This window comes from Paenisporosarcina sp. FSL H8-0542, assembly GCF_038632915.1.
Classification (GTDB): domain Bacteria; phylum Bacillota; class Bacilli; order Bacillales_A; family Planococcaceae; genus Paenisporosarcina.
Genome location: NZ_CP152050.1, coordinates 602,501 through 628,189 on the forward strand (window position 1 = coordinate 602,501; position 25,689 = coordinate 628,189).

Consider the following 25,689-nt stretch of genomic DNA (forward strand, 5'->3'; position numbering starts at 1 on the left):
CGGCGGAACACGTGAAATTCCGTCGGAATCTGGGAGGACCATCTCCCAAGGCTAAATACTACCTAGTGACCGATAGTGAACCAGTACCGTGAGGGAAAGGTGAAAAGCACCCCGGAAGGGGAGTGAAAGAGATCCTGAAACCGTGTGCCTACAAGTAGTTAGAGCCCGTTAATGGGTGATAGCGTGCCTTTTGTAGAATGAACCGGCGAGTTACGATTGCATGCAAGGTTAAGCTGAGAAGGCGGAGCCGCAGCGAAAGCGAGTCTGAATAGGGCGATAGAGTATGTAGTTGTAGACCCGAAACCAGGTGATCTACCCATGTCCAGGGTGAAGGTAAGGTAACACTTACTGGAGGCCCGAACCCACGCACGTTGAAAAGTGCGGGGATGAGGTGTGGGTAGCGGAGAAATTCCAATCGAACCTGGAGATAGCTGGTTCTCTCCGAAATAGCTTTAGGGCTAGCCTCAATTTTGAGAATCCTGGAGGTAGAGCACTGTTTGGACTAGGGGCCCATCCCGGGTTACCGAATTCAGACAAACTCCGAATGCCAGAGATTTATAATTGGGAGTCAGACTGCGAGTGATAAGATCCGTAGTCAAGAGGGAAACAGCCCAGACCACCAGCTAAGGTCCCCAAGTAATTGTTAAGTGGAAAAGGATGTGGCGTTGCTTAGACAACCAGGATGTTGGCTTAGAAGCAGCCATCATTTAAAGAGTGCGTAATAGCTCACTGGTCGAGTGACGCTGCGCCGAAAATGTATCGGGGCTAAACAATTCACCGAAGCTGTGGATGGATTCCGTATGGAATCCGTGGTAGGAGAGCGTTCTAAGGGCGTTGAAGCTAGACCGGAAGGACTGGTGGAGCGCTTAGAAGTGAGAATGCCGGTATGAGTAGCGAAAGACGGGTGAGAATCCCGTCCACCGAATGACTAAGGTTTCCTGAGGAAGGCTCGTCCGCTCAGGGTTAGTCGGGACCTAAGCCGAGGCCGATAGGCGTAGGCGATGGACAACAGGTTGATATTCCTGTACCACCACTCCACCGTTTGAGTAATGGGGGGACGCAGAAGGATAGGGTAAGCGTACTGTTGGTTATGTACGTTCAAGCAGTAAGGCGTGGAATGAGGCAAATCCCGTTCCTATAACGTTGAGCTGTGATGACAAGGACCATTAGGTCTGAGTTCCTGATTTCACACTGCCAAGAAAAGCCTCTAACGAGGTGGAAGGTGCCCGTACCGCAAACCGACACAGGTAGTCGAGGAGAGAATCCTAAGGTGAGCGAGAGAACTCTCGTTAAGGAACTCGGCAAAATGACCCCGTAACTTCGGGAGAAGGGGTGCTCTATTAGGGTGTTAAAGCCCGAGAGAGCCGCAGTGAATAGGCCCAGGCGACTGTTTAGCAAAAACACAGGTCTCTGCAAAACCGTAAGGTGACGTATAGGGGCTGACGCCTGCCCGGTGCTGGAAGGTTAAGAGGAGTGCTTAGCGCAAGCGAAGGTGCGAATTGAAGCCCCAGTAAACGGCGGCCGTAACTATAACGGTCCTAAGGTAGCGAAATTCCTTGTCGGGTAAGTTCCGACCCGCACGAAAGGCGTAACGATCTGGGCACTGTCTCAACGAGAGACTCGGTGAAATTATAGTACCTGTGAAGATGCAGGTTACCCGCGACAGGACGGAAAGACCCCGTGGAGCTTTACTGTAGCCTGATATTGAATTTTGGTACAACTTGTACAGGATAGGTAGGAGCCTGAGATTCCGGAGCGCCAGCTTCGGAGGAGGCGTCGGTGGGATACTACCCTGGTTGTATTGAACTTCTAACCCTTGCCCCTTAGCGGGGCAGGAGACAGTGTCAGGCGGGCAGTTTGACTGGGGCGGTCGCCTCCTAAAGTGTAACGGAGGCGCCCAAAGGTTCCCTCAGAATGGTTGGAAATCATTCGTAGAGTGTAAAGGCAGAAGGGAGCTTGACTGCGAGACCTACAAGTCGAGCAGGGTCGAAAGACGGGCTTAGTGATCCGGTGGTTCCGCATGGAAGGGCCATCGCTCAACGGATAAAAGCTACCCCGGGGATAACAGGCTTATCTCCCCCAAGAGTCCACATCGACGGGGAGGTTTGGCACCTCGATGTCGGCTCATCGCATCCTGGGGCTGTAGTCGGTCCCAAGGGTTGGGCTGTTCGCCCATTAAAGCGGTACGCGAGCTGGGTTCAGAACGTCGTGAGACAGTTCGGTCCCTATCCGTCGTGGGCGTAGGAAATTTGAGAGGAGCTGTCCTTAGTACGAGAGGACCGGGATGGACACACCGCTGGTGTACCAGTTGTTCTGCCAAGAGCATCGCTGGGTAGCTATGTGTGGCCGGGATAAGTGCTGAAAGCATCTAAGCATGAAGCCCCCCTCAAGATGAGATTTCCCATTACGCAAGTAAGTAAGATCCCTCAAAGACGATGAGGTAGATAGGTTCGAGGTGGAAGCGCGGTGACGTGTGCAGCTGACGAATACTAATCGATCGAGGACTTAACCAAAATGAATTTGAATGGTTTTCAATGACCCGTTTATCCAGTTTTGAGTGAACAAACACTCAAATAGTCTAGTGATAATGGCAAAGAGGTCACACCCGTTCCCATACCGAACACGGAAGTTAAGCTCTTTAGCGCCGATGGTAGTTGGGGGTTTCCCCCTGTGAGAGTAGGACGTCGCTAGGCAAATAAGAAACCGATACCTTTCAAGGTATCGGTTTTTTTGTGTTGTATTTTAAGCTTAGTACGACGGTGTGCGAGAAAGAGGAGGAACAAAGAGTTCGAGGAAACAAAGGGAAGAGACTCGGAGCGTATAATATACGCGAGACTCGAAGACCTGCGGTTGACGAAGAAATCTGCCGTTCATCGTCTTTCGCAGCCTAGCGCCGATGGTAGTTGGGGGAGCCCCCTGTGAGTGTAGGACGTCGCTAGGCAAAATAAGAAACCGATACCTTTCAAGGTATCGGTTTTTTTGTGTTGTTTTTTAAGCGCAGTACGAAGGTGAGTGAGAAAAGAGAGGTGCAAGTAGTTCGAGGAAACAAGGGGGCAAGTCTACTTGCTCGTGAGATGAGTTTGAGCGATAAATGCTTCGATTTGAACGATAAATCTTTAGTTTGAGCGATAAAGTATCCAATCTGCACGATAAATCTCCAGTTTGATTGATAAATTTACAACTGTTGATTTCAAACGAACGAGCTTGTTTCACCCGACTGTTTAACTTGGGTTATGAGACAATCGACTATCACAAACCCCTGAATGGTGGAGATTCTGCCGGTCGCTGCATGGCTCTCTTCTATTTGATGGGATTTTCTTGAACATCCAGTTGAATCAGCCGGTTCAAAGCGACTGGATGGCTTACTAACTAAAAGTAGTTTACATCTTTTCATTAAAGGGCAAATTTAATATAAGTAAAATTTAAATAACTTCCTAGCATATTAGTCGCTTTTCGCTTTAACAGTAAATAGCTTTGTTTTAATGTGAATTACAGAAATTCCGCAAAATTTCTTGTATTCTAAAGGGTTCTCTAATAAGATAGGGGCTTAATGTTTTTTCATGAAGGGAAGTTTATTATGAGCAATGATGCACTTTTGATGGTATTAATCATATTTACTATAAATATTGTCTATGTTTCGTTTTTTACAGTGCGCATGATAATGACGTTGAAGGGTTATCGTTATTTTGCAGCGTTTCTCAGCACCATTGAAGTGGTTATATATGTTGTGGGTCTTGGATTAGTATTGGATAACTTGAATGAGATCCAAAACCTTATAGCCTACGCAGTTGGGTATGGTACTGGGGTACTTGTTGGTACGAAAATAGAAGAGAAGATGGCCCTTGGTTATATTACGGTAAATGTAATTACGACTGAAGAAAATCGTACCTTGCCACGCCTTTTGCGTGATAAAGGATATGGAGTAACTGATTGGGAAGCGAATGGTCTTGAAGGTAACCGAAAAGCGATGCAAATCCTGACTCCCCGAAAATATGAATTGAAACTGTATGCAACGATTAAAGAGCTTGATCCAAAAGCATTTATTATTGCTTATGAGCCGAAAACTATTCATGGTGGATTCTGGGTTAAAACGGTAAGGAAAGGAAAACTATTTAAATGAAGAAAAAGACTGTATGGTTTGAAGTAGCAGAGAATGAAACCATTGATGACTGTTTAAAGCGTATGCAGACTGAAGGCTATATGCCAACAGGGCGAAGGGAAGAGCCGATGTTCCAAGAAGTGAATGGAGAAATCGTCCCAATTCGTCAAATCATCCAATTTAAAGGTACGTACATCTCTGAATAACCTAAAAACTGGCGAAAAACCGAACGATATTGTTTTCTGAAAATTTATCGTTCGCATTTTAGCGTTGACTCGAGTCCTAATGGTTGTTAAAATATGAATAAGAACAACGATAATCCCCATATATGCTAAAGAATTGGCTTTAGCGTCTCTACCAGGTCACCGTAAATGACCGGACTATGCGGGAAAGCAACTTTTGGATGAAAATAAGGATGTGAGTCTGCATATGTATATGTCAGCCGTTCATAACCCCTTTTCTTTAAAGTCCTCAAGTAAACTGCTTTTCATGCATAGTGAGCAGTTTATTTGGGGACTTTTTGTCAATAATGTCTAGCTTCAAGTGTTTGCTCGTTGTCAAACTAGTGTAGCGCTTTAAGCTTTTCTATAAAGGAGCGATTTCAGATGAATGCAAAAATCGGCGTGATCATGGGAAGCTCAAGTGATTGGGAAACAATGAAACATACATGTGACATATTAGATGAACTGCAAGTCCCTTATGAAAAAAAAGTGGTGTCGGCGCATCGCACGCCAGATCTAATGTTTGAGTATGCGATGTCAGCAAGAACACGAGGAATTCAAGTGATTATTGCGGGAGCTGGCGGAGCCGCACATTTACCGGGTATGGTTGCAGCGAAAACGACGTTACCGGTTATTGGGGTTCCTATTCAATCAAAAGCATTGAATGGTCTTGATTCGTTACTATCCATAGTTCAAATGCCAGGTGGCGTTCCTGTTGCGACAGTCGCTATCGGCAAAGCTGGAGCAACGAACGCAGGATTGCTTGCTTCTCAAATGCTAGCAATGACCGATCAAACTTTGGCACACAATTTAGACTTAAGACGTGAAGCGACGAAGGACAAAGTATTTGAAAGCAACGGTGACCTCATATGATTAAAACCATTTCACCAGGACAAACAATTGGAATTATTGGTGGAGGTCAATTAGGTCGAATGATGGCTTTGGCTGCCAAGGAAGCCGGATTCAAAATTGCAGTGCTCGATCCAAGTATGGAATCGCCTTGCGGTCAAATCGCGGATATACGAATTGTTGCACCTTATAATGACCAGACGGCTTTAGAAGAGCTAGCAGATGTCAGTGATGTCATTACGTACGAATTTGAAAATATTGATTATGAAGGACTTAAGCGGTTAGCTGAATATGCTTATATTCCTCAGGGGGCAGAACTTGTCCGTATAACACAAAACCGAATTACAGAAAAAGCTGAAATTTGTCAGGCTGGTGTACCGGTTGCAGACTATATAGTTGCGACAAGTATTGTGGAACTGAAAGCATGTATTAATGAGGTTGGTTTCCCTTGTATCGTCAAAACCGCATACGGCGGTTACGATGGCAAAGGTCAAGTAAAGCTCGAATCGGAAGCCGATTTAATACTGGCGGAACCATTATTCAATCACGGTGCGTGTGTTGCGGAAGCGTTCGTGCCATTCGTTAAAGAAATTTCAGTTATCGTACAGCGTAATGGAAACGGGGAAACCTATTGCCTGCCTGTAGGTGAAAATATTCATAAAGATCATATTTTACACGAAACGATTGTACCTGCTCGTGTAACTGAATCGATTCTGACACAAGCTACAGAAGCGGCAGAACAAATTGCTGATCATTTACAGTTAGTCGGCACTTTGGCAGTTGAAATGTTTGTGCTGAAAGATGACACGATTGTGATTAACGAGTTGGCACCACGTCCTCATAACTCAGGACACTATTCAATAGAAGGTAGTACGATATCACAGTTTCATCAACATGTGCGTGCAATTTGCGGATGGCCTCTAAGGAAGCCTGTCCTGCATCAACCGACTGTCATGGTCAATGTACTTGGAGAACACGTCGTTCCTCTATCGAACGCGATTTCTAAATACCCAGACTGGTCCATTCATCTATACGGCAAAGAAGAAGCGAAAACAAAACGTAAAATGGGGCATGTGACCATTTTGACAAACGATATAAATCAAACGCTACAAGAAATCGAGCATTCCGGCATTTGGTCGGAATAGAAGGAGAACTATATGATAGAACGTTATACTCGCCCTGAAATGGGAGCAATTTGGACGGAACAAAACAAATACCAAGCATGGTTGGAAGTTGAGATTTTGGCATGTGAAGCATGGGCTGAACTTGGCGATATTCCAAAAGAAGACGTAGCGAAAATTCGTGCTAATGCTTCATTTGATATTAATCGCATTTTAGAAATTGAAGAAGAAACGCGTCATGATGTTGTTGCTTTCACTCGTGCAGTATCTGAAACACTTGGCGATGAGCGTAAATGGGTACATTACGGACTGACTTCAACGGATGTAGTTGATACAGCTCTTTCTTACATCATCAAGCAAGCAAATGAAATCCTTCGTAAAGATTTGAACAATTTCGTTGAAATCTTGGCCAATAAAGCAAAAGAACATAAATTCACGGTCATGATGGGACGTACGCATGGTGTTCACGCGGAGCCAACGACATTCGGCTTGAAACTTGCCTTATGGCATGAAGAAATGAAGCGTAACGTAGAACGTTTTGAAGCAGCTGCAAAATCAATTGAAACAGGCAAAATGTCTGGTGCAGTTGGAACATACGCAAACATCGATCCATTTGTAGAGAAATATGTTTGTGAAAACTTAGGAATCGAAGCATCAAAAATCTCGACACAAACATTGCAACGTGACCGCCATGCACAATACATGAGCACACTGGCATTGATTGCAACGTCTGTAGAGAAGTTTGCAACAGAAATTCGTGGTCTGCAAAAATCAGAAACACGTGAAGTGGAAGAATCATTTGCAAAAGGTCAAAAAGGATCATCTGCTATGCCACATAAACGTAACCCGATTGGTTCTGAAAACATGACTGGTCTTGCACGATTAATTCGCGGATATATGTTGACTGCTTATGAAAATGTGTCTTTGTGGCATGAACGTGATATTTCACATTCTTCAGCTGAGCGTGTCATCTTACCGGATGCGACAATCGCTTTAAACTACATGCTAAATCGTTTCGGAAACATCGTAAAAAACTTGACGGTATTCCCAAACAATATGAAACGCAACATGGACAGCACACTCGGTTTGATTTACTCACAACGCGTTCTTCTTGCTTTGATTGACAAAGGAATGGCTCGTGAAGAAGCGTATGATACAGTTCAACCTTGTGCGATGGAAGCTTGGGAAAACCAAATTGCTTTCCGTGGTGTCGTTGAACAGAACGAAACCATTACTTCTCAATTGTCTAAAGAAGAATTGGACGATTGCTTTGACTATAACTACCATATCCAACATGTCGATATGATTTTCGAACGTCTCGGACTAAACTAATCGGGGGAATACACGTGGAAAAAGGTCAGCTTTTGTATGAAGGTAAGGCGAAACGATTATATACAACAGACAAAGAAGATATTCTTTTTGTGGAATACAAGGATAGTGCAACTGCGTTTAACGGAGAAAAGAAAGCTGAAATCGCAGGAAAAGGTACGTTGAATAACCAAATCACATCTTTACTGTTTGAAAAATTGAAAGCTGCAGGTATTGATTCTCATTTCGTTGAGCAATTATCCGATCATGAGCAATTAGTGAAAAAAGTTGACATCATTCCAATCGAAGTCGTGGTTCGCCAGGTCGCAGCGGGCAGTTTAGCTAAGCGCCTCGGACTGGATGAAGGAGTAGAACTCGCACGCCCTATCGTCGAGTTCTACTACAAAGACGACGAACTTGGTGATCCCCTCATTACTGAAGAGCACATCGAGCTTTTGAACATCGCTTCTAAAGAAGAAGTACAAGCTCTTTATGATAAGGGATTACAAGTAAATGAGATATTGACGCAATTCTTCAAAGAAATCGGTGTTATTTTAGTTGATTTCAAACTAGAATTTGGCCGGGACAATGAAGGCAATGTATTGCTAGCTGATGAAATTTCACCTGATACGTGCCGCTTATGGGACGAAAAAACAAAACAAAAGCTGGACAAAGACGTGTTCCGCAGAGAATTAGGTCAATTAACGGACGCATACGAAATCATACTATCCCGTCTAGGAGGAATCACACAATGAAAAAAGTAAAAATCTATGTAACGCTTCGCGAAAGTGTATTAGACCCACAAGGTTCGGCCGTAATGGGAGCTCTGCATACAATGGGCTATAACGAAGTTGCAGATGTTCGTATTGGAAAGTACTTAGAAATTCAAGTGGATGATTCTGAAAAAGAGCTAGACGTGGTAGTTAAAGAGATGTGTGAAAAATTATTAACGAACACAGTGATTGAAGATTATAGGTACGATGTCGAGGAGGCTGTAAGCAAATGAAATTTGCAGTCCTCGTATTCCCAGGATCGAACTGTGATTTAGATATGTACCATGCAATTAAAGACGAGCTTGGTGAAGAAGCTGAATATGTGTGGCACGATACGAAAGATTTAAGTGGTTATGACGGCATTTTACTACCAGGTGGATTCTCTTATGGAGATTACTTGCGATGTGGTGCAATTGCTCAGTTCTCTAACGTTATGAGTGAAGTGAAAAAAGCAGCTGATGCTGGTAAACCAGTTCTTGGTATTTGTAATGGATTCCAGATTTTAACTGAAGCGGGTTTACTTCCTGGTGCTTTGCTACGCAATAAAAACTTGAAATTTATGTGTCGTACCGTTGATTTGACAGTCGTCAATAACAACACCATGTTTACAGCTGAATATGCAAAAGACCAAGTGATTCAAGTTCCAATCGCGCACGGCGAAGGAAACTATAGTTGTGATGAAGAAACACTTGCTTCATTAAAAGCAAACAATCAAATTGTTTTCACTTATACGAACGACAATCCAAATGGCAGTGTTGAAGACATTGCAGGGATTATCAACGAACGAGGTAATGTCTTGGGTATGATGCCACATCCAGAGCGTGCAGTGCACGAACTAATTGGTGGTACAGACGGATTAGCGTTATTCAAATCTATCGTTAAACAGTGGAGGGAATCTCATGTCAGTCATGCTTGAACCAAATCCTCAGCAAATTAAAGAACAGAAACTATATGCTCAAATGGGTTTATCTGATTCAGAGTTTGAGATGGTCGAAAACATTTTAGGACGTCAACCGAACTATACGGAAACAGGATTGTTTTCAGTTATGTGGTCGGAGCATTGTTCTTATAAAAACTCGAAACCAATCTTACGTAAGTTCCCAACGACTGGTCCTCGCGTACTTCAAGGTCCTGGTGAAGGAGCTGGAATCGTGGATATCGGGGATGGACAAGCTGTGGTTTTCAAAATGGAATCACATAATCATCCATCTGCGATCGAGCCTTTCCAAGGAGCTGCAACTGGTGTTGGCGGAATCATCCGTGACGTTTTCTCAATGGGAGCCCGTCCGATTGCGATGCTGAACTCATTGCGCTTTGGGGAATTGACAAGTCCACGCGTTCGTTATTTGTTTGAAGAAGTGGTTGCAGGAATTGCAGGCTACGGGAACTGCATCGGCATCCCGACAGTAGGTGGAGAAGTTCAGTTTGACGACTGCTATGCAGGAAACCCATTGGTAAACGCAATGTGTGTGGGATTGATCAATCATGAAGATATTCAAAAAGGTGTCGCTTCTGGTGTTGGCAATACCGTTATGTATGTAGGGGCAAAAACAGGTCGCGACGGAATTCATGGAGCGACATTCGCATCGGAAGAGTTAAGTGAAACTTCTGAAGAAAAACGTCCGGCCGTTCAAGTAGGCGACCCTTTCATGGAAAAACTTTTGCTTGAAGCATGTTTGGAGCTTGTAAAATCTGACGCCCTTGTAGGAATTCAAGACATGGGTGCTGCAGGATTAACTTCTTCATCAGCTGAAATGGCTTCCAAAGCTGGCTTCGGTGTAGAGATGAATCTGGATTTAATTCCTCAACGTGAATCAGGAATGACAGCTTACGAAATGATGTTGTCAGAATCACAGGAACGTATGTTGATTGTCGTGAAAAAAGGACGCGAAGCGGAAATCGTGGAGCTCTTTGAAAAATATGATTTAGATGCAGTCGCTGTCGGTCATGTAACAGACGATAAAATGCTTCGTTTGCTTCATAAAGGTGAAGTCGTAGCAGACGTCCCGGCAGATGCGTTGGCTGAAGAAGCACCGGTTTATCATAAACCATCAAGTGTGCCTGCTTATTACACAGAATATCAAGCGATGGAAAATGCAGAACCTCAAGTCGCTGACTATAAAGAAACGCTGATTAATTTATTGAAACAACCAACCATTGCTTCGAAGGAATGGGTTTATGATCAATACGATTATCAAGTACGTACGAGTACAGTAGTTGCACCAGGTTCGGATGCAGCAGTCGTTCGAGTTCGAGGAACAAACAAAGGACTTGCGATGACGACAGACTGTAACTCACGCTACATTTATCTAGATCCGGAAACTGGCGGGAAAATCGCGGTTGCGGAAGCGGCACGTAACGTTGTTTGTTCAGGAGCTAAACCTTTGGCGATTACGGATTGTCTAAACTTCGGAAATCCAGAAAAACCAGAGATTTTCTGGCAATTGGAGAAATCGGCTGATGGGATGGCTGCGGCGTGTTTGGCACTTGAGTCTCCTGTTATCGGCGGTAACGTATCACTTTACAACGAGCGCAGTGGAGTAGCTGTTTATCCAACACCTACGATCGGCTTGGTTGGATTAGTTGAAGATTTATCACATGTAACAACACAAGATGTGAAAGAAGCTGGTGACTTGGTTTACGTGATCGGTGAAACGATGACTGAGTTTGGTGGCAGTGAACTTCAAAAAATGGTGGAAGGTCGCATTTTTGGCCAAGCACCTTCAATTGATTTAGATGTGGAAGTAACTCGTCAAAACGCTTTGTTGCAAGCAATTCAATCAGGCTTTGTGGCATCAGCTCACGATATTGCAGAAGGTGGCTTCGCCGTTGCATTGGCTGAAAAAACTTTCGGAGTACAAAACCTTGGTGTGGACGTAACTATTTCAGGTTCGGCTACCACAGCTTTATTCAGTGAATCACAATCTCGCTTCATCGTGACAGTGAAACCACAACATGCGGCAGCGTTCGAAGAAATCGTAAAAGATGCAGTGAACATTGGAACGGTTACATCAGATACGTCCGTCATCATTCGTAATGAACATGGCGAAGAGTGGGTGTCAGGAACTGTTGAGGAGTTCCGATCTGCTTGGAAAGGAGCAATTCCATGCTTGCTGAACTCAGAGGATTAAACGAAGAGTGTGGCGTTTTTGGAATTTGGGGTGACCCAAATGCAGCACAGATTGCGTATTACGGATTGCATGCACTTCAACATCGTGGACAGGAAGGAGCGGGGATTGTCGTAACGGATGGTCATTCGCTTCAAGCAGTCAAAGGAGAAGGGCTTGTTAATGAAGTATTCAGTGCAGGCAAGCTTGATCATTTGCAAGGCTATGGTGCGGTAGGACATGTACGTTATGCAACTGCAGGCGGTGGAGGTATTGAAAATGTGCAACCTCTTTTATTCCGCTCGACAACTGGCAGTCTTGCGATTGCCCATAATGGCAATCTCGTAAATGCGAACCATTTAAAACAACACTTAGAGCGTCAAGGAAGCATCTTCCAGACCTCTTCAGATACAGAAGTATTGGCTCATTTAATTAAAAAAAGTGGCTATTCGACGTTTGAAAAACGCGCGAAGAATGCATTATCCCTACTTAAAGGTGCTTTTGCCTTCGTCATGATGACGGAAGACGAGATGATTGTCGCAAACGATCCGAACGGTTTGCGCCCATTGTCTTTAGGAAAACTGGGTGATGCCTGGGTAGTTGCTTCGGAAACTTGTGCATTCGATATCATTGGTGCCGAATGTATCCGTTCTGTGGAACCAGGTGAGTTTTTGATTATCAATAATGAAGGATTACGTGTTGAACGCTTTGCATTCCCTGCAAAACGCTCGATTTGTACAATGGAGTACGTTTACTTCTCACGTCCCGATTCGGATATAGATGGCATTAACGTTCATATGGCACGTAAGCGTTTAGGGAAAGAACTGGCAAAAGAAATACAAATTGATGCAGATGTCGTAACAGGTGTACCTGACTCGAGTATTTCGGCTGCCATCGGATTTTCTGAAGTTACGGGAATTCCGTATGAATTAGGATTGATCAAAAATAGATATGTCGGTCGTACTTTCATCCAACCTTCACAGGACTTGCGTGAACGTGGTGTGAAAATGAAGCTGTCGCCAGTTCGCCAAGTGGTAAACGGCAAGCGTGTTGTTATGGTCGATGATTCAATCGTCCGTGGTACGACATCTAGACGTATTGTAACGATGTTAAAAGAAGCGGGAGCAACGGAAGTGCATGTTGTCATTAGTTCTCCGCCTATGAAAAGTCCATGTTTCTACGGGATAGATACGAGTTCAAGTGAAGAACTAATTGCATCCAACAATAGCATTGAAGAAATAAGAGAATTGATTGGGGCAGATTCACTTACTTTCCTGTCAGTTGAAGGATTGGTTCGTGCAATCGGAAGAACGGATGAAGGTCCTGAAGCGGGACATTGTCTTGCTTGCTTTACAGGGAATTATCCGACTGAAATATACCCGGATACCATTTTACCGCACCAAAAAGAATTGGCTCGCTAGGAGGCGACATGGATGTCAAAGGCATATGAACAAGCTGGCGTAAGTATTGAAGCGGGTTACGAGGCTGTAAAGCGAATGAAATCTCATGTAGATCGTACAGCACGTAAAGGCATAATGGGGGCATTCGGTGGTTTCGGTGGGATGTTTGACCTGTCATCACTCAACTACAAAGAACCTGTTTTAATCTCGGGGACAGATGGCGTAGGGACTAAATTGAAATTGGCGTTTATGACCGATCAACACGATACAATCGGCATCGATTGCGTGGCAATGTGTGTCAATGATATCGTGGCTCAAGGTGCCGAACCTTTATTTTTCCTAGATTATTTAGCTGTTGGACAAGCAAAGCCTGAAAAGATTGAGCAAATTGTCAAAGGTGTAGCAGATGGTTGTGTGCAAGCTGGAGCCGCACTTATCGGTGGAGAAACAGCGGAAATGCCTGGTCTTTATGAAGAAGATGAGTACGATGTTGCTGGGTTTGCCGTAGGGGTAGCTGAGAAATCGAATATCGTAACAGGTGAAAAGATTCAACCGGGTGATGTCCTTGTTGGACTTGCTAGCAGTGGTATCCATTCAAATGGTTTTTCACTTGTGCGTAAAATTGTCTTTGCCGATCAAGGGTATGAAATAGATTCCTTAGTTGCAGGCTACGAACATTTGGGCCGTATTGGGAAAGCATTATTAAAACCGACAAAAATTTATACTAAACCGGTTCTTGCCATTCATGAACAGCTGGACGTGCACGGCATGGCACACGTAACAGGTGGAGGTTTTTATGAAAACCTGCCCCGCATGATGCCCGCAGGTCTTGGTGTCGAAATCAAACTGGGCTCATGGCCAGTATTACCGGTGTTTTCAATGTTGAAAGAAAAAGGGTCTCTGGAAGACCGTGATTTGTATAATGTTTTCAATATGGGCATTGGTTTCGTCATTGCTCTTCCTGAAGAACAAGCGCAACAAGCCATTCGACTATCAGTAGAAAACGGTGAAAATGCGTACGTGATTGGTCGTGTCGTAGCAGGTGAAGGTGTTCAATTTAATGGAACTCATGACGGGAGCCTGAACGATGAACAGTAAGCCAAAGGTGGCGATTTTTGCTTCCGGCAGTGGAAGTAATTTTCAAGTCATCGTGGACGCAGCAAGAGCTGGTCAGTTACATGCTGACATCGTGGCTGTCGTTACAGATAAGCCACAAGCTTTTGTGGTGGAACGAGCTAAAACAGCTGGTGTAAACGTTGTGGCTTTCCGACCGTCAGATTTTGGGTCGAAAGTTGAATATGAAGAAGCCATCTTACAGGAACTGAAGGAGCTTCAGGTAGAATGGTTGGTGTTGGCTGGTTATATGCGTTTAATCGGCGATACATTGCTGAATGCCTTTACGAACCGCATCGTCAACATCCATCCGTCACTATTGCCTTCATTTCCTGGCAAAGATGCCATCGGTCAAGCTTTGGTACATGGCGTCAAAGTAACCGGCGTGACCGTACATTATGTAGATGCAGGGATGGACACGGGCCCAATTCTGTCGCAACAAGCGGTTGAAGTAGTAGAGGGTGACCGTGAGAAAACAGAACAACTTATACATGCGGTCGAACATGAACTCTATACAAAAACGTTGCATCAATTATTTAGCCGGTAGAGGGCCACAGGATTAAGCTTCAGAAAATGGGACTTTTCTTCCAGCGCCGGTGCAGTGCTAGAGTGGCACTTTACGCTTTTCCAAATTAGGAGGATTTTCTATGACAAAACGTGCGCTTATCAGTGTATCAGATAAATCAGGAATTCTTGAGTTCGCAAAAGAACTAGAGACGTTAGGGTATGAAATTCTATCAACCGGTGGAACAAAAGCGTATTTGCAGGAAAATGGAGTAGCCATTACACCTGTCGATCAAGTAACGAGATTCCCTGAAATATTGGGTGGTCGTGTGAAGACGCTTAACCCTATGATTCACGGAGGCCTTCTTGCCAAGCATGATGATGCCGACCATCAAGCACAAATGAATGAACATGGCATCGAGCCAATCGAGGTTGTTTGTGTAAACTTATATCCTTTCCGTGAAACGATCTCAAAACTGGATGTGACAGCTGACGATGCGATTGAGAACATTGATATCGGTGGACCAGCAATGTTGCGTGCGTCTGCGAAAAACCATGCTTATGTAACTGTCATTACAGATGCAGCGGACTATCCGGCTGTTTTGGAAGAATTGAAAGCAGCTGGCAAAACTACGATTGAAACGCGTCGTCGTCTGGCAGCAAAAGTTTTCCGTCATACTGCTTCTTATGATGCGTACATCTCAGGTTATTTAACTGACCTTGCAGGTGAAGAATTTCCCGAACAAGTTACCTTTACATATGAATTGAAACAACCGCTTCGTTATGGAGAAAATCCACATCAAAAAGCAGCGTTCTACCAACGTGCACTAGGATCGGATTTCTCCATCGCTTCTGCACAGCAACTGCACGGGAAAGAACTTTCCTACAACAATATCCAGGATGCCAATGCAGCCATTCAAATCGTTAAAGAATTTGAGCTGCCGGCTGCTGTCGCTGTCAAACACATGAATCCATGTGGTGTCGGAGTTGGTGAAACCATTTCTGAAGCATATGGCAAAGCATACGAAGCGGACAGTATGTCCATTTTTGGTGGCATTGTTGCCTTAAATCGCGAAGTGGATACCGAAACGGCGGAACAACTTTCAGGTATCTTCCTTGAAATCATCCTTGCTCCTTCCTACTCTGATAAGGCTTTGGAGATTTTGACGAAAAAGAAAAATATCCGTCTACTAACAATTCCTTTTGAACAAAACAAAAAGGATAAATGGAATACCGTTTCAATCGAGGGTGGCTTGTTGATGCAAGAACCTGATGCTCATGGTTTTGCACAAGCGGACGTCCGTGTCGTAACGGACCGTGAACCTACGGAAGAAGAATGGGCTGCACTGAAGCTCGGATGGAGTGTCGTAAAACACGTGAAATCCAATGCGATTGTTGTCACGGATGCACAAATGACGCTTGGCGTTGGTGCTGGGCAAATGAATCGTGTCGGTGCTGCTAAGATTGCTTTAGAGCAAGCGGCAGAAAAAGCACAAGGTGCATCACTTGCTTCAGATGCCTTTTTCCCTATGAATGATACCGTTGAAACAGCTGCTAAAGCAGGAATCACCGCCATTATTCAACCAGGTGGATCTGTAAAAGACGAAGATTCAATTGCGAAAGCAAATGAATACGGAATTGCTATGGTGTTTACAGGCGTACGTCATTTCAAACACTAAGAGGAGGAGAACTTAATGAAAGTACTCGTTATTGGTAGTGGTGGGCGTGAACACGCTATTGTACGTCAATTCAACAACTCTCCATCTGTAACTGAAGTGTTCGTTGCACCAGGTAATGATGGCATGAGAGAAGATGCGACCTGTGTGGCAATCGAAGCACTTGAATTTGATATGCTGGTTGCTTTCGTTCAGGAAAATGCTATCGATCTTACGTTTGTGGGACCTGAACAACCGCTGGCTGCTGGAATAGTCGATCGTTTCGTGGCAGAAGGTCTGCGTATATTCGGGCCTACGAAAGCGGCATCACAAATCGAAGGTAGTAAATCTTTTGCCAAAGAACTAATGAAGAAATATGGTATTCCAACTGCGGCTTACGAAACGTTCACAGACGTCAAAGAAGCCAAAGCCTATATCGAGAAAATGGGTGCACCAATTGTGGTAAAAGCGGATGGACTCGCTGCAGGTAAAGGTGTGGTTGTTGCCATGACTGTGGAGGAAGCACTTAATTCCGTGGAAGACATGATTGGTAACCAAAAGTTTGGTGATTCATCATCTCGCGTGGTCATTGAGGAATTCCTCGATGGGGAAGAGTTCTCATATATGTCCTTTGTTCATAACGGCCAGATTTACCCGATGGTCATCGCCCAAGATCACAAGCGTGCGTATGACGGTGATCGTGGACCGAATACTGGCGGCATGGGAGCTTATTCACCTGTCCCTCACATTTCGGAGCTTATCGTTCAGGAAGCATTTGAAGCGATTGTGGCACCTACTGTTGAAGCGATGGCAACGGAAGGAACACCTTTTACTGGTATTCTCTATGCCGGGTTAATCTTGACTGAGGATGGACCGAAAGTCATTGAGTTCAATGCTCGTTTTGGTGATCCAGAAACACAAGTCGTGTTACCACGTATGGCTTCAGATTTCGGTGAATTCATGAACGCACTTTTCGATGAAAAACCATATGAATTGGAATGGTCGAATGAAGAGATGCTTGGTGTAGTAGTAGCCGCAGATGGTTACCCTGAAATGGTTGAAAAAGGGGCGACACTGCCTGACTTAGAAAAGCTTAATCAAAATTTACAGATCTTCCATGCGGGCACGAAAGAAGTGAATGGTCGCTTCGTTGGCAATGGGGGCCGCGTAATTTTGGTCGCAGCGAAATCAGACTCTCTGGCTAATGCTCAAAAACAAGTATATGACGCTTTTGCTGAATTGAAGTGGGATGGATTTTTCTATCGAAACGACATTGGTTGGCGTGCGTTGAAATAATCGGAAAAGGTTATCCTTAAGTCATTTGAGGATAACCTTTTTTTGTGAGTGGTATGTTTCAATATGTGAGATGCCAAGACATTATATTTTTTTCATCTTCATACGAGCGACTGAATTTCAGCACCGCATGTTACGGTAAAGTGTATAACATAAAAAAGCTCAAAATGCAGTTATGCATTTTGAACTTGTCTATTAATGTTTTCTTAAACGTTTGCTTTCTTCTCAAGTAATTCTATAATTTTATCAAGTTTCTGATCAATTTCAACATAATGATTACTTTTAATGGAAGAATTGATACGTATTCTTCGAATGAAAAGAGAGAAAGATAGTATAAATATAACAATAAGACCTAAGACAATAAATATATAAAATATTGAAAAGAAATTAAAACTGTCCATTTTAGGCTGCCTCCGCATCAAGGGAATTTCCTTTTATTGTAACATGATATAACTCCTCACTGCGTAATAGTCTTATTTATTATTCCATTAAATAGAAAAGACTGTCCTCAAAAACTTAAGGACAGTCTTTTTTTCATTAAAATGGGTGAAAGGGAATAAACACACTACGAGAGGGAATATAGTGACCGCGAAGGGGAATAAACAGTAGGGAATAAATATTCCGCCAAAGTGTATAACCTACTAGCGAAGAGGAATAAACTTTCACTTACTACCTCAATTCGTCACCGGCGACATGCCTTACCCAGAAAAATCCTTTATTTATTTTCGGAAGATCCAGAAGCAGCTTTTGCACCAGCACCAGATGTTGTTTGTCTCGACATAGCTTGACTAGCAAGGTCCTTCACCTTTGTTCCAACGGCAGCTCCATTAGTAGCACCAGTGCCAGAAGCAGCTTTTGCACCAGCACCAGATGTTGTTTGTCCCGACACAGCTTGACTGGCAAGGTCCTTCACCATGTTTCCAACGGCAGCACCAGCACCAGAACCAGAACCAGCTTTTGCACCAGCACTAGATGTTGTTTGTCCCGACATAGCTTGACTAGCGAGGTCCTTCACCATGTTTCCAACGGCAGCACCAGTAGTAGCACCAGTCCCAGAACCTGTTGCAGAACCGGCAGCAGAATTTGAACCAGAACCCGATTGTCCAGACATACCTTGACTAGCGAAATCCTCCATCAATTTTCCGATTTCTGGGGTATTTCCGGTTTGTCCCATCATGCTTTGTTTTTCAATCATGGCTTTCATTGGACAGAACTTGACCGTTCCTTCTGCAGCTTTCATAGCACCGAATGCAACCATCATGCGACCTTTGTTGCATTTGGGATTGCGGGAGAGTTTAGCGGTACCATAAGCGAGCATACTAAGTCCGAGTGAAAGTCTGGTCAGTGCGTTACGTGTGCTAAGGTTTTGCGTTTGTGACATTTTCGTGTTTCCTCCTATCTGAATTTTCAAAAAAGTGGTCTTACCGTCTGTATTTTCCAAAGTCGGTATGCTAGTATAAAAAAATGATACCCGTCTTGAAAGGAGAGTGGCTACCATGCAACACCCGTTGTGGAAAATAGGGGAAATCCGCCACCAATTAAGCATGATTGATGGTAAAACGAGTCCCGATAAAATTATTGTGAATGTAACATACTTACATAGCGTGCTGAAAAAATGGGTTGAAGGCAACATTTGGATTGCAAAAGACCGCATTGTATATGCAGGTCCTGATATGCCTGTTCAAACAACTGACGCAGAAATAATTGATGCAACTGGACAGGTGATTGTGCCGGGCTATATCGAACCTCATGTTCATCCATTTCAACTTTATCATCCCCAATCATTTGCTGATTATGCAGCACAATTAGGTACGACTACGTTTCTATCAGACAATCTTATACTCTTTCTTTTGTTGAAAAACAAGAAAGCGTTTACACTATTGGATCAATTGAATGAACTGCCGTTTTCGTTTTATTGGTGGGCACGATTTGATTCACAAACTGAGCTTGAAAATGAAGATGAACTATTTACGACGAAATCAATCGGTGAATGGTTGGATCGTCCGGAAGTATTGATGGGCGGAGAATTGACAGCATGGCCACGTTTACTAGCAGGTGATGACCAAATGCTGTACTGGTTGCAATCGGCTAAAACAAAAGGCAAAAAAGTAGAAGCCCATTTACCTGGTGCTTCTGACAAAACATTGGCGCGCATGAAATTGCTAGGTAGCGACGGTGACCACGAAGCCATGACAGTTGAAGAAGTGGAAAGACGGTTGTTGCATGGTTATGCCGTGACGTTAAGACATTCGTCGATTCGTCCTGATTTACCTCATTTATTAAAAGGAATTGTGGAAAAAGGACTGGATGTTTTTGATCATTTGATGATGACAACGGACGGTTCGACACCTTCTTTCCACATCGATGGCGTCATGGATAAATGCATTCAAGTCGCACTGGATGCAGGAGTGAAACCGATTGATGCCTATCAAATGGCATCCTATAATGTAGCCCGTTATTACAACATGACCAGTCTGCATGGATTTATTGCCACAGGAAGATTAGCTTCTTTAAACTTCTTGGAAAACGAGCGAAATCCTGTCCCTGTAAGCGTGCTGTCTAAAGGCGTATGGCTGAAGAGAGACGGCAAGCAAGTGCAACAGCTGCCGACAATCGATTGGTCCGTATTAGGTGATTTGGAATTGCCGTTTGATTTGCATGATGGGGACTTTCAGTTCTCGATGCCTTTTGGAATTGAAATGGTTAATGATGTGATCACGAAGCCATATAGTGTATCGATTCACACTGGTGAGTCGAGCTTAAGTTCTGATCATGATGAGAGCTATCTGATGTTAATTGACCGCGATGGTAAGTGGCGTGTCAACACGATGATTAAAGGTTTTGCGACTTCCGTGCAGGGGTTTGCTTCGTCTTACTCGAATACAGGAGATATTATTCTAATAGGTAAAAACCATAAAGATATGTTAGTAGCTTTCAATGAAATGAAGCGGATGAAAGGCGGCATCGTGCTCGTTGAACATGGTGAAGTCATTGCACACATTCCACTGGCAATAGGTGGAGGACTATCAAATGAAAAAGTGGAAGATTTGATTGCGCGGGAATTGTTTTTGAAGAAAGCATTGAACGAACGAGGGTATACACATGGTGATGCGATTTACACATTGCTATTTTTGCAATCGACTCATTTACCATATGTCCGCATTACACAACGCGGCATATATGATGTCATGAAAAAATCAGTGTTGTTCCCTTCATTCATGAGATCTTAGGGGGTTCGGAGAAATGAAGAAATGGCTGTTTATGATGGTTTTGTTGCTTATTATTGCGGGTTGTTCTAAAGATAAAGAAAATACAGTCGACGCAGAAAATCCAAACGAGGATGAAACGACAGATGAGAATGAAGACGAAGAAGTAGTAACCTTACCTTTTGCTGCACCTTTTTCGGGTGAACGTTCCGAAGAAGAATTCACGAAACGTCCTGTGCTGGTCACAATCAATAATCACCCGAAAGCAAGACCACAATCGGGACTTGCGAGTGCAGATATTGTTTATGAAATGGTGGCAGAAGGAAACGTGACACGTTTGCTTGCATTGTATCAAAGCGAATTGCCTAATGAAATTGGACCGGTCCGAAGTGCACGTGATTACTTTATTGAAATTGCATCCGGTCTCGATGCCTTTTACGTGGCACACGGCTATAGCCCGGAAGCGCGACTGATGTTAACTACAGGAGATGTGGACAACATCAATGGCATGCAATATGACGGTTCCCTATTTTTACGATCCAAAGATCGTGTAGCACCTCACAATTCGTACATTACAGGTGAACATGTCATCGAAGGAATGGACAAAGTTGGTGCCCGACAAGAAATCGAAAAAATTCCGAACCTGGCATTCTATGATTCAGTCGAAGATGTTCCTTTGGGTACTCCTGCATCAATGATTGATGTCCGCTATGGCGGGAGTGAAGACTTCCACCATGTGTATTCATATGATACACTTACTCAACAATACTCTCGTTCTTCTGGAGGGATTGTCACGATAGATAGAGAGACTGACGAAGAGATCAGCTTAGCCAATGTAATGTTTTTTGAAGTGGACCATCAAACAATTGATGGCGCAGGAAGACAACAACTCGATTTAAAATCGGGTGGCAAAGGCTACTTATTCCAAGCAGGTATGATGAAAGAAATCGAATGGCAACAAATAGATGGTGTGCTAGTGCCAATGGAAAATGGTGAACCCGCTAAACTCGTTCCAGGAAAAAGCTGGATTCATTTAGTGAAAACAAACCCCGGTATTGACCAAATGGTTACATTTACGCCCTAAAAATGCTTCGAAAAGGAGGTAACAACCATGCAAGTAGATAAAATACGCGGTCATCAAACGGATCAGTTATTTAAAGCGGTCTTAGAATTAAAAGACATTGAAGAATGCTATCGATTTTTTGATGATTTATGCACTATAAGTGAAATTCAATCGTTATCTCAACGCTTTGAAGTGGCTCATTTATTACGACTGAAGAAAACATATGAAACGATTAAAAATGAGACTGGAGCCAGCACGGCTACCATTTCTCGCGTGCGTCGTTGTTTCGATTACGGGAACGATACATATGATGAAATGCTAGGCAGGCTATATCCTGACGAAAAACCTTTTCAATTTCCTAAGTACGGAAATTCAAACGAATAAACCATCACAGGGACCACTCACATCCGAGTGGTCCTTTATTATTGGGTAAAAATGGGTAAAGCCAAATAAAATGAGAATGATGCGGATTAAAAGCAGTTTGATGTCGATTAAACGAATGATACCAAATATTTGCCCGCTCTCACTCTTCGGATAGGAGGGTTTTTTTGTTATACTAGATAGATGAATATGAACATAGATAGGTGGGAACCGATGATGTATCAGGAGTGGCGTCACGTTTTTAAATTAGATCCTGCGAAGGAAATATCCGAAGAAGCGCTAAAGCAGGTGTGTGAATCTGGAACGGACGCCATTCTAGTCGGTGGTACAGATGGAGTTACCCTTGATTTGGTTTTGGACTTATTAATTAGAGTTAGACAATATAATGTACCGGTTGCACTGGAGATTTCGACGATAGACTCCGTGACGCCAGGATTCGATTTCTATTTCATTCCTTCCGTGTTAAATAGTACAAATACCGCATGGGTGAAGGATTTGCATATCGAAGCCATCAAGGAATTCGGGGATTATATGGACTGGAATGAACTTGTTCCGGAAGGTTACTGTATTTTAAATTCAGATTGTAAGGCGGCACGTGCGACTGAAGCTCACACTTTTTTATCAGAGGAAGAAGTGATTGCCCACGCAAGGCTGGCTGAACACTTTTTCAAGTTACCGATATTCTACTTAGAATATAGCGGTGTTTATGGAGACCCCAAGATGGTGAAAGCTGCAAAAAACGTTTTGAAAAACACGCGCCTCTTTTACGGCGGTGGTATTACATCGGCAAGACAAGCGACTGAAATGGCAATGATTGCGGACACAGTTGTAGTGGGCAATCATCTTTATGACAATTTGAACGAAGCGCTCGAAACAGTGAAAGCTGTTCATGCAGTGACACTTTGACAATTAACATAAGCAGTTTATAATTGAAGAACAAATGTTCGCGAAGGACGGTGCATAATGGAATTAATCGTAAAGAATTTATTAAACGGGATGAATCCCGAACAAGAAAAAGCAGTAAAAGCAACGGAAGGTCCCTTGCTGATTATGGCAGGAGCGGGCTCTGGGAAAACACGTGTGTTAACTCACAGAATCGCTTATTTAGTCGTGGAAAAAGAAGTCTACCCATCGAAAATTTTGGCGATTACATTTACGAATAAAGCAGCAAGAGAAATGCGTGAGCGTATCGATGGCCTACTTGGCAATGGAACAGGAGAGCGTATGTGGGTTTCTACATTCCACTCGATGTGTGTACGTATTTTACGTCGCGATATCGATCGAATCGGTTACTCAAAAAGCTTCTCCATTTTGGATACCACTGAACAATTGACAGTCATTAAACGTATTTTGAAAGACCAGAACATCGACCCTAAAAAATATGATCCCCGTTCCATGTTAAACGCTATCAGCTCAGCAAAAAACGAGTGCATTGATGCCGAAACATTTGCGAGCCAAATGAATCAGTTCAATCCGTTCGAGAAGACAGCGTCGGAAGTCTACACAGCGTATGACAAACGTCTTCGCAAAAATCAATCCCTCGATTTTGATGATCTGATCATGACAACGTTAACTCTGTTCAAACGTGTACCGGATGTGTTGGAGTTTTATCAAAACAAATTTCATTATATTCATGTTGATGAATATCAAGATACGAACAAAGCCCAATACGAACTTGTACAGATGTTGGCAAAGAAATTCAATAACTTGTGCGTAGTAGGCGACTCGGATCAATCGATTTATCGCTGGCGTGGAGCAGATATTCAAAACATCATGTCTTTTGAAAAAGATTATCCAAATGCCCAGGCCATTATGCTGGAGCAAAATTATCGCTCGACTAAACGCATCCTGAAAGCCGCAAATGACGTCATACAAAACAATACAGGTCGCTATCCAAAAGAACTGCGTACGGACAACGGTTCAGGTGAAGCAATCAATGTTTACAAAGCTTATGACGAACAGCAGGAAGCACAGTTTGTCGTCAAAACAATTCAGGAATTGATGGAAAAGGGCAATCGTACCCTTGATGATTTCGCCATTCTGTATCGCACAAACGCCCAATCCCGTGTGATGGAGGAAGTTTTGGTCAAATCGAATATTACCTACACAATCGTTGGCGGCACGAAGTTCTATGATCGCAAAGAGATTAAAGACTTGCTGTCATACTTACGTTTGATTGCCAACAACGAAGATGATTTGGCATTGGCGCGTATCATCAATGAACCAAAACGCAACATTGGTGCGACATCTTTCGAACGAATGGCAATGTATGCACTTGAACAGGACCGTTCCATTTTTGATGCACTTCGCGAAGTGGACTTTATGGGATTGCCAGCACGCGCAGCAAACGAAGCGGCTAAATTCCACCAGATGATGGATGGATTCACTCAAATGCAGGAATTCTTATCTGTCACTGAACTCGTGGAGCAAGTATTGGATAAAACCGGCTACCGTAATATGCTGCGAAATGAAAAGACCATCGAATCAGAAAGCCGTCTTGAGAATATTGAAGAGTTTTTATCCGTAACGAAAGCGTTTGAAGAACGCAGTGAAGATAAAACCCTTGTATCTTTCCTTACTGATTTGGCGCTGATTTCCGATTTGGATAAGTTGGATAACGATGAAGATGTATCTAAAGGAAAAGTCGTACTAATGACGATGCACGCAGCAAAAGGACTGGAGTTCCCGGTCGTATTCATCATTGGGATGGAAGAAAACGTCTTCCCTCATTCACGTTCGATCGGTGACAATGACGAAATGGAAGAAGAACGACGCTTAGCATACGTAGGGATTACACGTGCTGAAGAGCGTCTGTATTTAACTTGTGCACAATCGCGAACATTGTTCGGCCGAAGCGGATACAACAACCCTTCCCGATTCATTGCGGAGATCTCAGAAGATATTCTAGAGCATGTGACGTTGAAACAATCTGCAGGTACAGGTAGAAGTCAAACTACCCGTCGTTCGGTTGCGAACACTACGCGTCCAGCAGTTGAACGTCCTGCATATAAAGCTTCAGGCGGGGACAAGCTTGGATGGAATACGGGCGACAAAGCCGTTCATAAAAAATGGGGCGAAGGAACAGTTGTTAGTGTACGCGGTGAAGGCGAGAATACGGAAATCGATATCGCTTTCCCAAGCCCAACCGGCATCAAGCGATTACTTGCGAAGTTTGCACCAGTTGAAAAAGTATAAATTATAGGTAATTTAAAAAGTCCGCTCAAAATAGCACGTCGAGGCCTGCACGAAGCAGGTTATGCAGCCGTTGCCACAAAAGGAATTTTGCGACGAGTAATCGCAGGAGCAGGAATTTTGCGACGAGTAATCGCAGGAGCAGGTCGTGGCACTTAGGCTGGGTACCAAAAACCGTTGGCTTGCTTTTCCGGTCCTCACGTATTAAGTACAAGAGGAACTTCTGCAATACTTACATCCTGTAATCATTGCAGTAGCCAGCACATTCTGTGCAAGTGCGGTACTCAAAGGCTGCGTCGCCTCGGGCTAACACGAAGTTGGTTACTCAGCCGTTGCCACAAAAGGAATTTTGCGACGAGTAATCGCAGGAGCAGGATGTGGCGTTCTTAACCTGAGTTCCAAAA

Annotated in this window: 21 protein-coding genes, 2 rRNA genes and 1 riboswitch (1 of these 24 running past the window's edge); of the genes, 21 read left to right on the forward strand and 2 right to left on the reverse strand. The window is 43.6% G+C overall.

What is annotated here, in order from left to right:
- From MHH33_RS03225 to purD, 16 genes are all read left to right on the forward strand, one after another.
- Positions 1-2,513, forward strand: a 23S ribosomal RNA gene (locus MHH33_RS03225); it begins 419 nt to the left of the window's first position.
- Positions 2,514-2,577: 64 nt separating this feature from the next.
- Positions 2,578-2,693: ribosomal RNA gene (gene rrf, locus MHH33_RS03230) — 5S ribosomal RNA — on the forward strand.
- A gap of 884 nt (positions 2,694-3,577) precedes the next feature.
- The gene (locus tag MHH33_RS03235; RefSeq protein ID WP_036660252.1) at positions 3,578-4,120 is read left to right on the forward strand and encodes a DUF2179 domain-containing protein; all 543 of its coding nucleotides are present in this window, start codon (positions 3,578-3,580) and stop codon (positions 4,118-4,120) included.
- Complete coding sequence (locus MHH33_RS03240; protein ID WP_016429433.1) at positions 4,117-4,305, forward strand: NETI motif-containing protein; 189 nt, start codon at positions 4,117-4,119, stop codon at positions 4,303-4,305. The genes MHH33_RS03235 and MHH33_RS03240 overlap by 4 nt, the downstream gene beginning before the upstream one ends.
- A 96-nt stretch (positions 4,306-4,401) precedes the next feature.
- A riboswitch (purine riboswitch) is annotated at positions 4,402-4,502 on the forward strand.
- Between the two features lie 202 nt (positions 4,503-4,704).
- Positions 4,705-5,193: a 5-(carboxyamino)imidazole ribonucleotide mutase gene (gene purE / locus MHH33_RS03245; RefSeq protein ID WP_342542924.1), complete on the forward strand. Its 489-nt coding sequence runs from the start codon at positions 4,705-4,707 to the stop codon at positions 5,191-5,193.
- Positions 5,190-6,314, forward strand: coding sequence for a 5-(carboxyamino)imidazole ribonucleotide synthase (gene purK, locus MHH33_RS03250; protein WP_342542925.1), 1,125 nt, complete (start codon positions 5,190-5,192; stop codon positions 6,312-6,314). The genes purE and purK overlap by 4 nt, the downstream gene beginning before the upstream one ends.
- Positions 6,315-6,326: 12 nt before the next feature.
- Positions 6,327-7,622, forward strand: a complete 1,296-nt coding sequence (gene purB, locus MHH33_RS03255; protein ID WP_016429430.1) for an adenylosuccinate lyase — start codon at positions 6,327-6,329, stop codon at positions 7,620-7,622.
- 14 nt (positions 7,623-7,636) lie between these two features.
- Positions 7,637-8,353 (forward strand): phosphoribosylaminoimidazolesuccinocarboxamide synthase, encoded by a 717-nt coding sequence (gene purC / locus MHH33_RS03260; protein WP_342542926.1) that lies wholly within the window; start codon positions 7,637-7,639, stop codon positions 8,351-8,353.
- Complete coding sequence (gene purS, locus MHH33_RS03265; RefSeq protein ID WP_016429428.1) at positions 8,350-8,604, forward strand: phosphoribosylformylglycinamidine synthase subunit PurS; 255 nt, start codon at positions 8,350-8,352, stop codon at positions 8,602-8,604. Before purC ends, purS begins: the two co-directional genes overlap by 4 nt.
- Positions 8,601-9,287 carry a phosphoribosylformylglycinamidine synthase subunit PurQ gene (gene purQ / locus MHH33_RS03270; RefSeq protein ID WP_016429427.1) on the forward strand — a complete coding sequence of 229 codons (687 nt, stop codon included), beginning with the start codon at positions 8,601-8,603 and terminating at the stop codon, positions 9,285-9,287. The genes purS and purQ overlap by 4 nt, the downstream gene beginning before the upstream one ends.
- Positions 9,271-11,502: a phosphoribosylformylglycinamidine synthase subunit PurL gene (purL, locus tag MHH33_RS03275; protein WP_342542927.1), complete on the forward strand. Its 2,232-nt coding sequence runs from the start codon at positions 9,271-9,273 to the stop codon at positions 11,500-11,502. Before purQ ends, purL begins: the two co-directional genes overlap by 17 nt.
- Positions 11,478-12,899, forward strand: coding sequence for an amidophosphoribosyltransferase (purF, locus tag MHH33_RS03280; protein ID WP_016429425.1), 1,422 nt, complete (start codon positions 11,478-11,480; stop codon positions 12,897-12,899). The genes purL and purF overlap by 25 nt, the downstream gene beginning before the upstream one ends.
- A 12-nt stretch (positions 12,900-12,911) precedes the next feature.
- Positions 12,912-13,976 carry a phosphoribosylformylglycinamidine cyclo-ligase gene (purM, locus tag MHH33_RS03285; RefSeq protein WP_342542928.1) on the forward strand — a complete coding sequence of 355 codons (1,065 nt, stop codon included), beginning with the start codon at positions 12,912-12,914 and terminating at the stop codon, positions 13,974-13,976.
- Positions 13,966-14,538, forward strand: coding sequence for a phosphoribosylglycinamide formyltransferase (gene purN, locus MHH33_RS03290; RefSeq protein WP_342542929.1), 573 nt, complete (start codon positions 13,966-13,968; stop codon positions 14,536-14,538). The genes purM and purN overlap by 11 nt, the downstream gene beginning before the upstream one ends.
- A 100-nt stretch (positions 14,539-14,638) precedes the next feature.
- The gene (gene purH, locus MHH33_RS03295) at positions 14,639-16,174 is read left to right on the forward strand and encodes a bifunctional phosphoribosylaminoimidazolecarboxamide formyltransferase/IMP cyclohydrolase (RefSeq protein ID WP_342542930.1); all 1,536 of its coding nucleotides are present in this window, start codon (positions 14,639-14,641) and stop codon (positions 16,172-16,174) included.
- 15 nt (positions 16,175-16,189) lie between these two features.
- Entirely contained in the window at positions 16,190-17,446 is a 1,257-nt protein-coding gene (gene purD, locus MHH33_RS03300) for a phosphoribosylamine--glycine ligase (protein ID WP_342542931.1), read from the forward strand.
- A 203-nt stretch (positions 17,447-17,649) separates the two neighbouring features.
- Here the strand turns inward: purD and MHH33_RS03305 are convergent, their stop codons facing one another.
- Both MHH33_RS03305 and MHH33_RS03310 read right to left on the reverse strand, forming a co-directional pair.
- Positions 17,650-17,844, reverse strand: coding sequence for a DUF4083 domain-containing protein (locus tag MHH33_RS03305; protein ID WP_342542932.1), 195 nt, complete (start codon positions 17,842-17,844; stop codon positions 17,650-17,652).
- A 314-nt stretch (positions 17,845-18,158) separates the two neighbouring features.
- Positions 18,159-18,824 carry a YgaP-like transmembrane domain gene (locus MHH33_RS03310; protein ID WP_342542933.1) on the reverse strand — a complete coding sequence of 222 codons (666 nt, stop codon included), beginning with the start codon at positions 18,822-18,824 and terminating at the stop codon, positions 18,159-18,161.
- A 115-nt stretch (positions 18,825-18,939) separates the two neighbouring features.
- Here MHH33_RS03310 and MHH33_RS03315 point away from each other — a divergent pair, with 115 nt between their 5' ends.
- The 5 genes from MHH33_RS03315 to pcrA all read left to right on the forward strand — a co-directional run bounded on the left by MHH33_RS03315 (position 18,940) and on the right by pcrA (position 25,288).
- The gene (locus MHH33_RS03315) at positions 18,940-20,673 is read left to right on the forward strand and encodes an adenine deaminase C-terminal domain-containing protein (protein WP_342542934.1); all 1,734 of its coding nucleotides are present in this window, start codon (positions 18,940-18,942) and stop codon (positions 20,671-20,673) included.
- A gap of 13 nt (positions 20,674-20,686) precedes the next feature.
- On the forward strand, positions 20,687-21,733 hold the full coding sequence (locus MHH33_RS03320) for a DUF3048 domain-containing protein (protein ID WP_016429417.1): 1,047 nt from the start codon (positions 20,687-20,689) through the stop codon (positions 21,731-21,733).
- Between the two features lie 27 nt (positions 21,734-21,760).
- Positions 21,761-22,096, forward strand: a complete 336-nt coding sequence (locus tag MHH33_RS03325; RefSeq protein ID WP_016429416.1) for a YerC/YecD family TrpR-related protein — start codon at positions 21,761-21,763, stop codon at positions 22,094-22,096.
- Between the two features lie 210 nt (positions 22,097-22,306).
- The gene (locus tag MHH33_RS03330) at positions 22,307-22,999 is read left to right on the forward strand and encodes a heptaprenylglyceryl phosphate synthase (RefSeq protein ID WP_342543724.1); all 693 of its coding nucleotides are present in this window, start codon (positions 22,307-22,309) and stop codon (positions 22,997-22,999) included.
- Between the two features lie 57 nt (positions 23,000-23,056).
- Entirely contained in the window at positions 23,057-25,288 is a 2,232-nt protein-coding gene (gene pcrA / locus MHH33_RS03335; protein ID WP_016429414.1) for a DNA helicase PcrA, read from the forward strand.
- Positions 25,289-25,689: the final 401 nt, after the last annotated feature.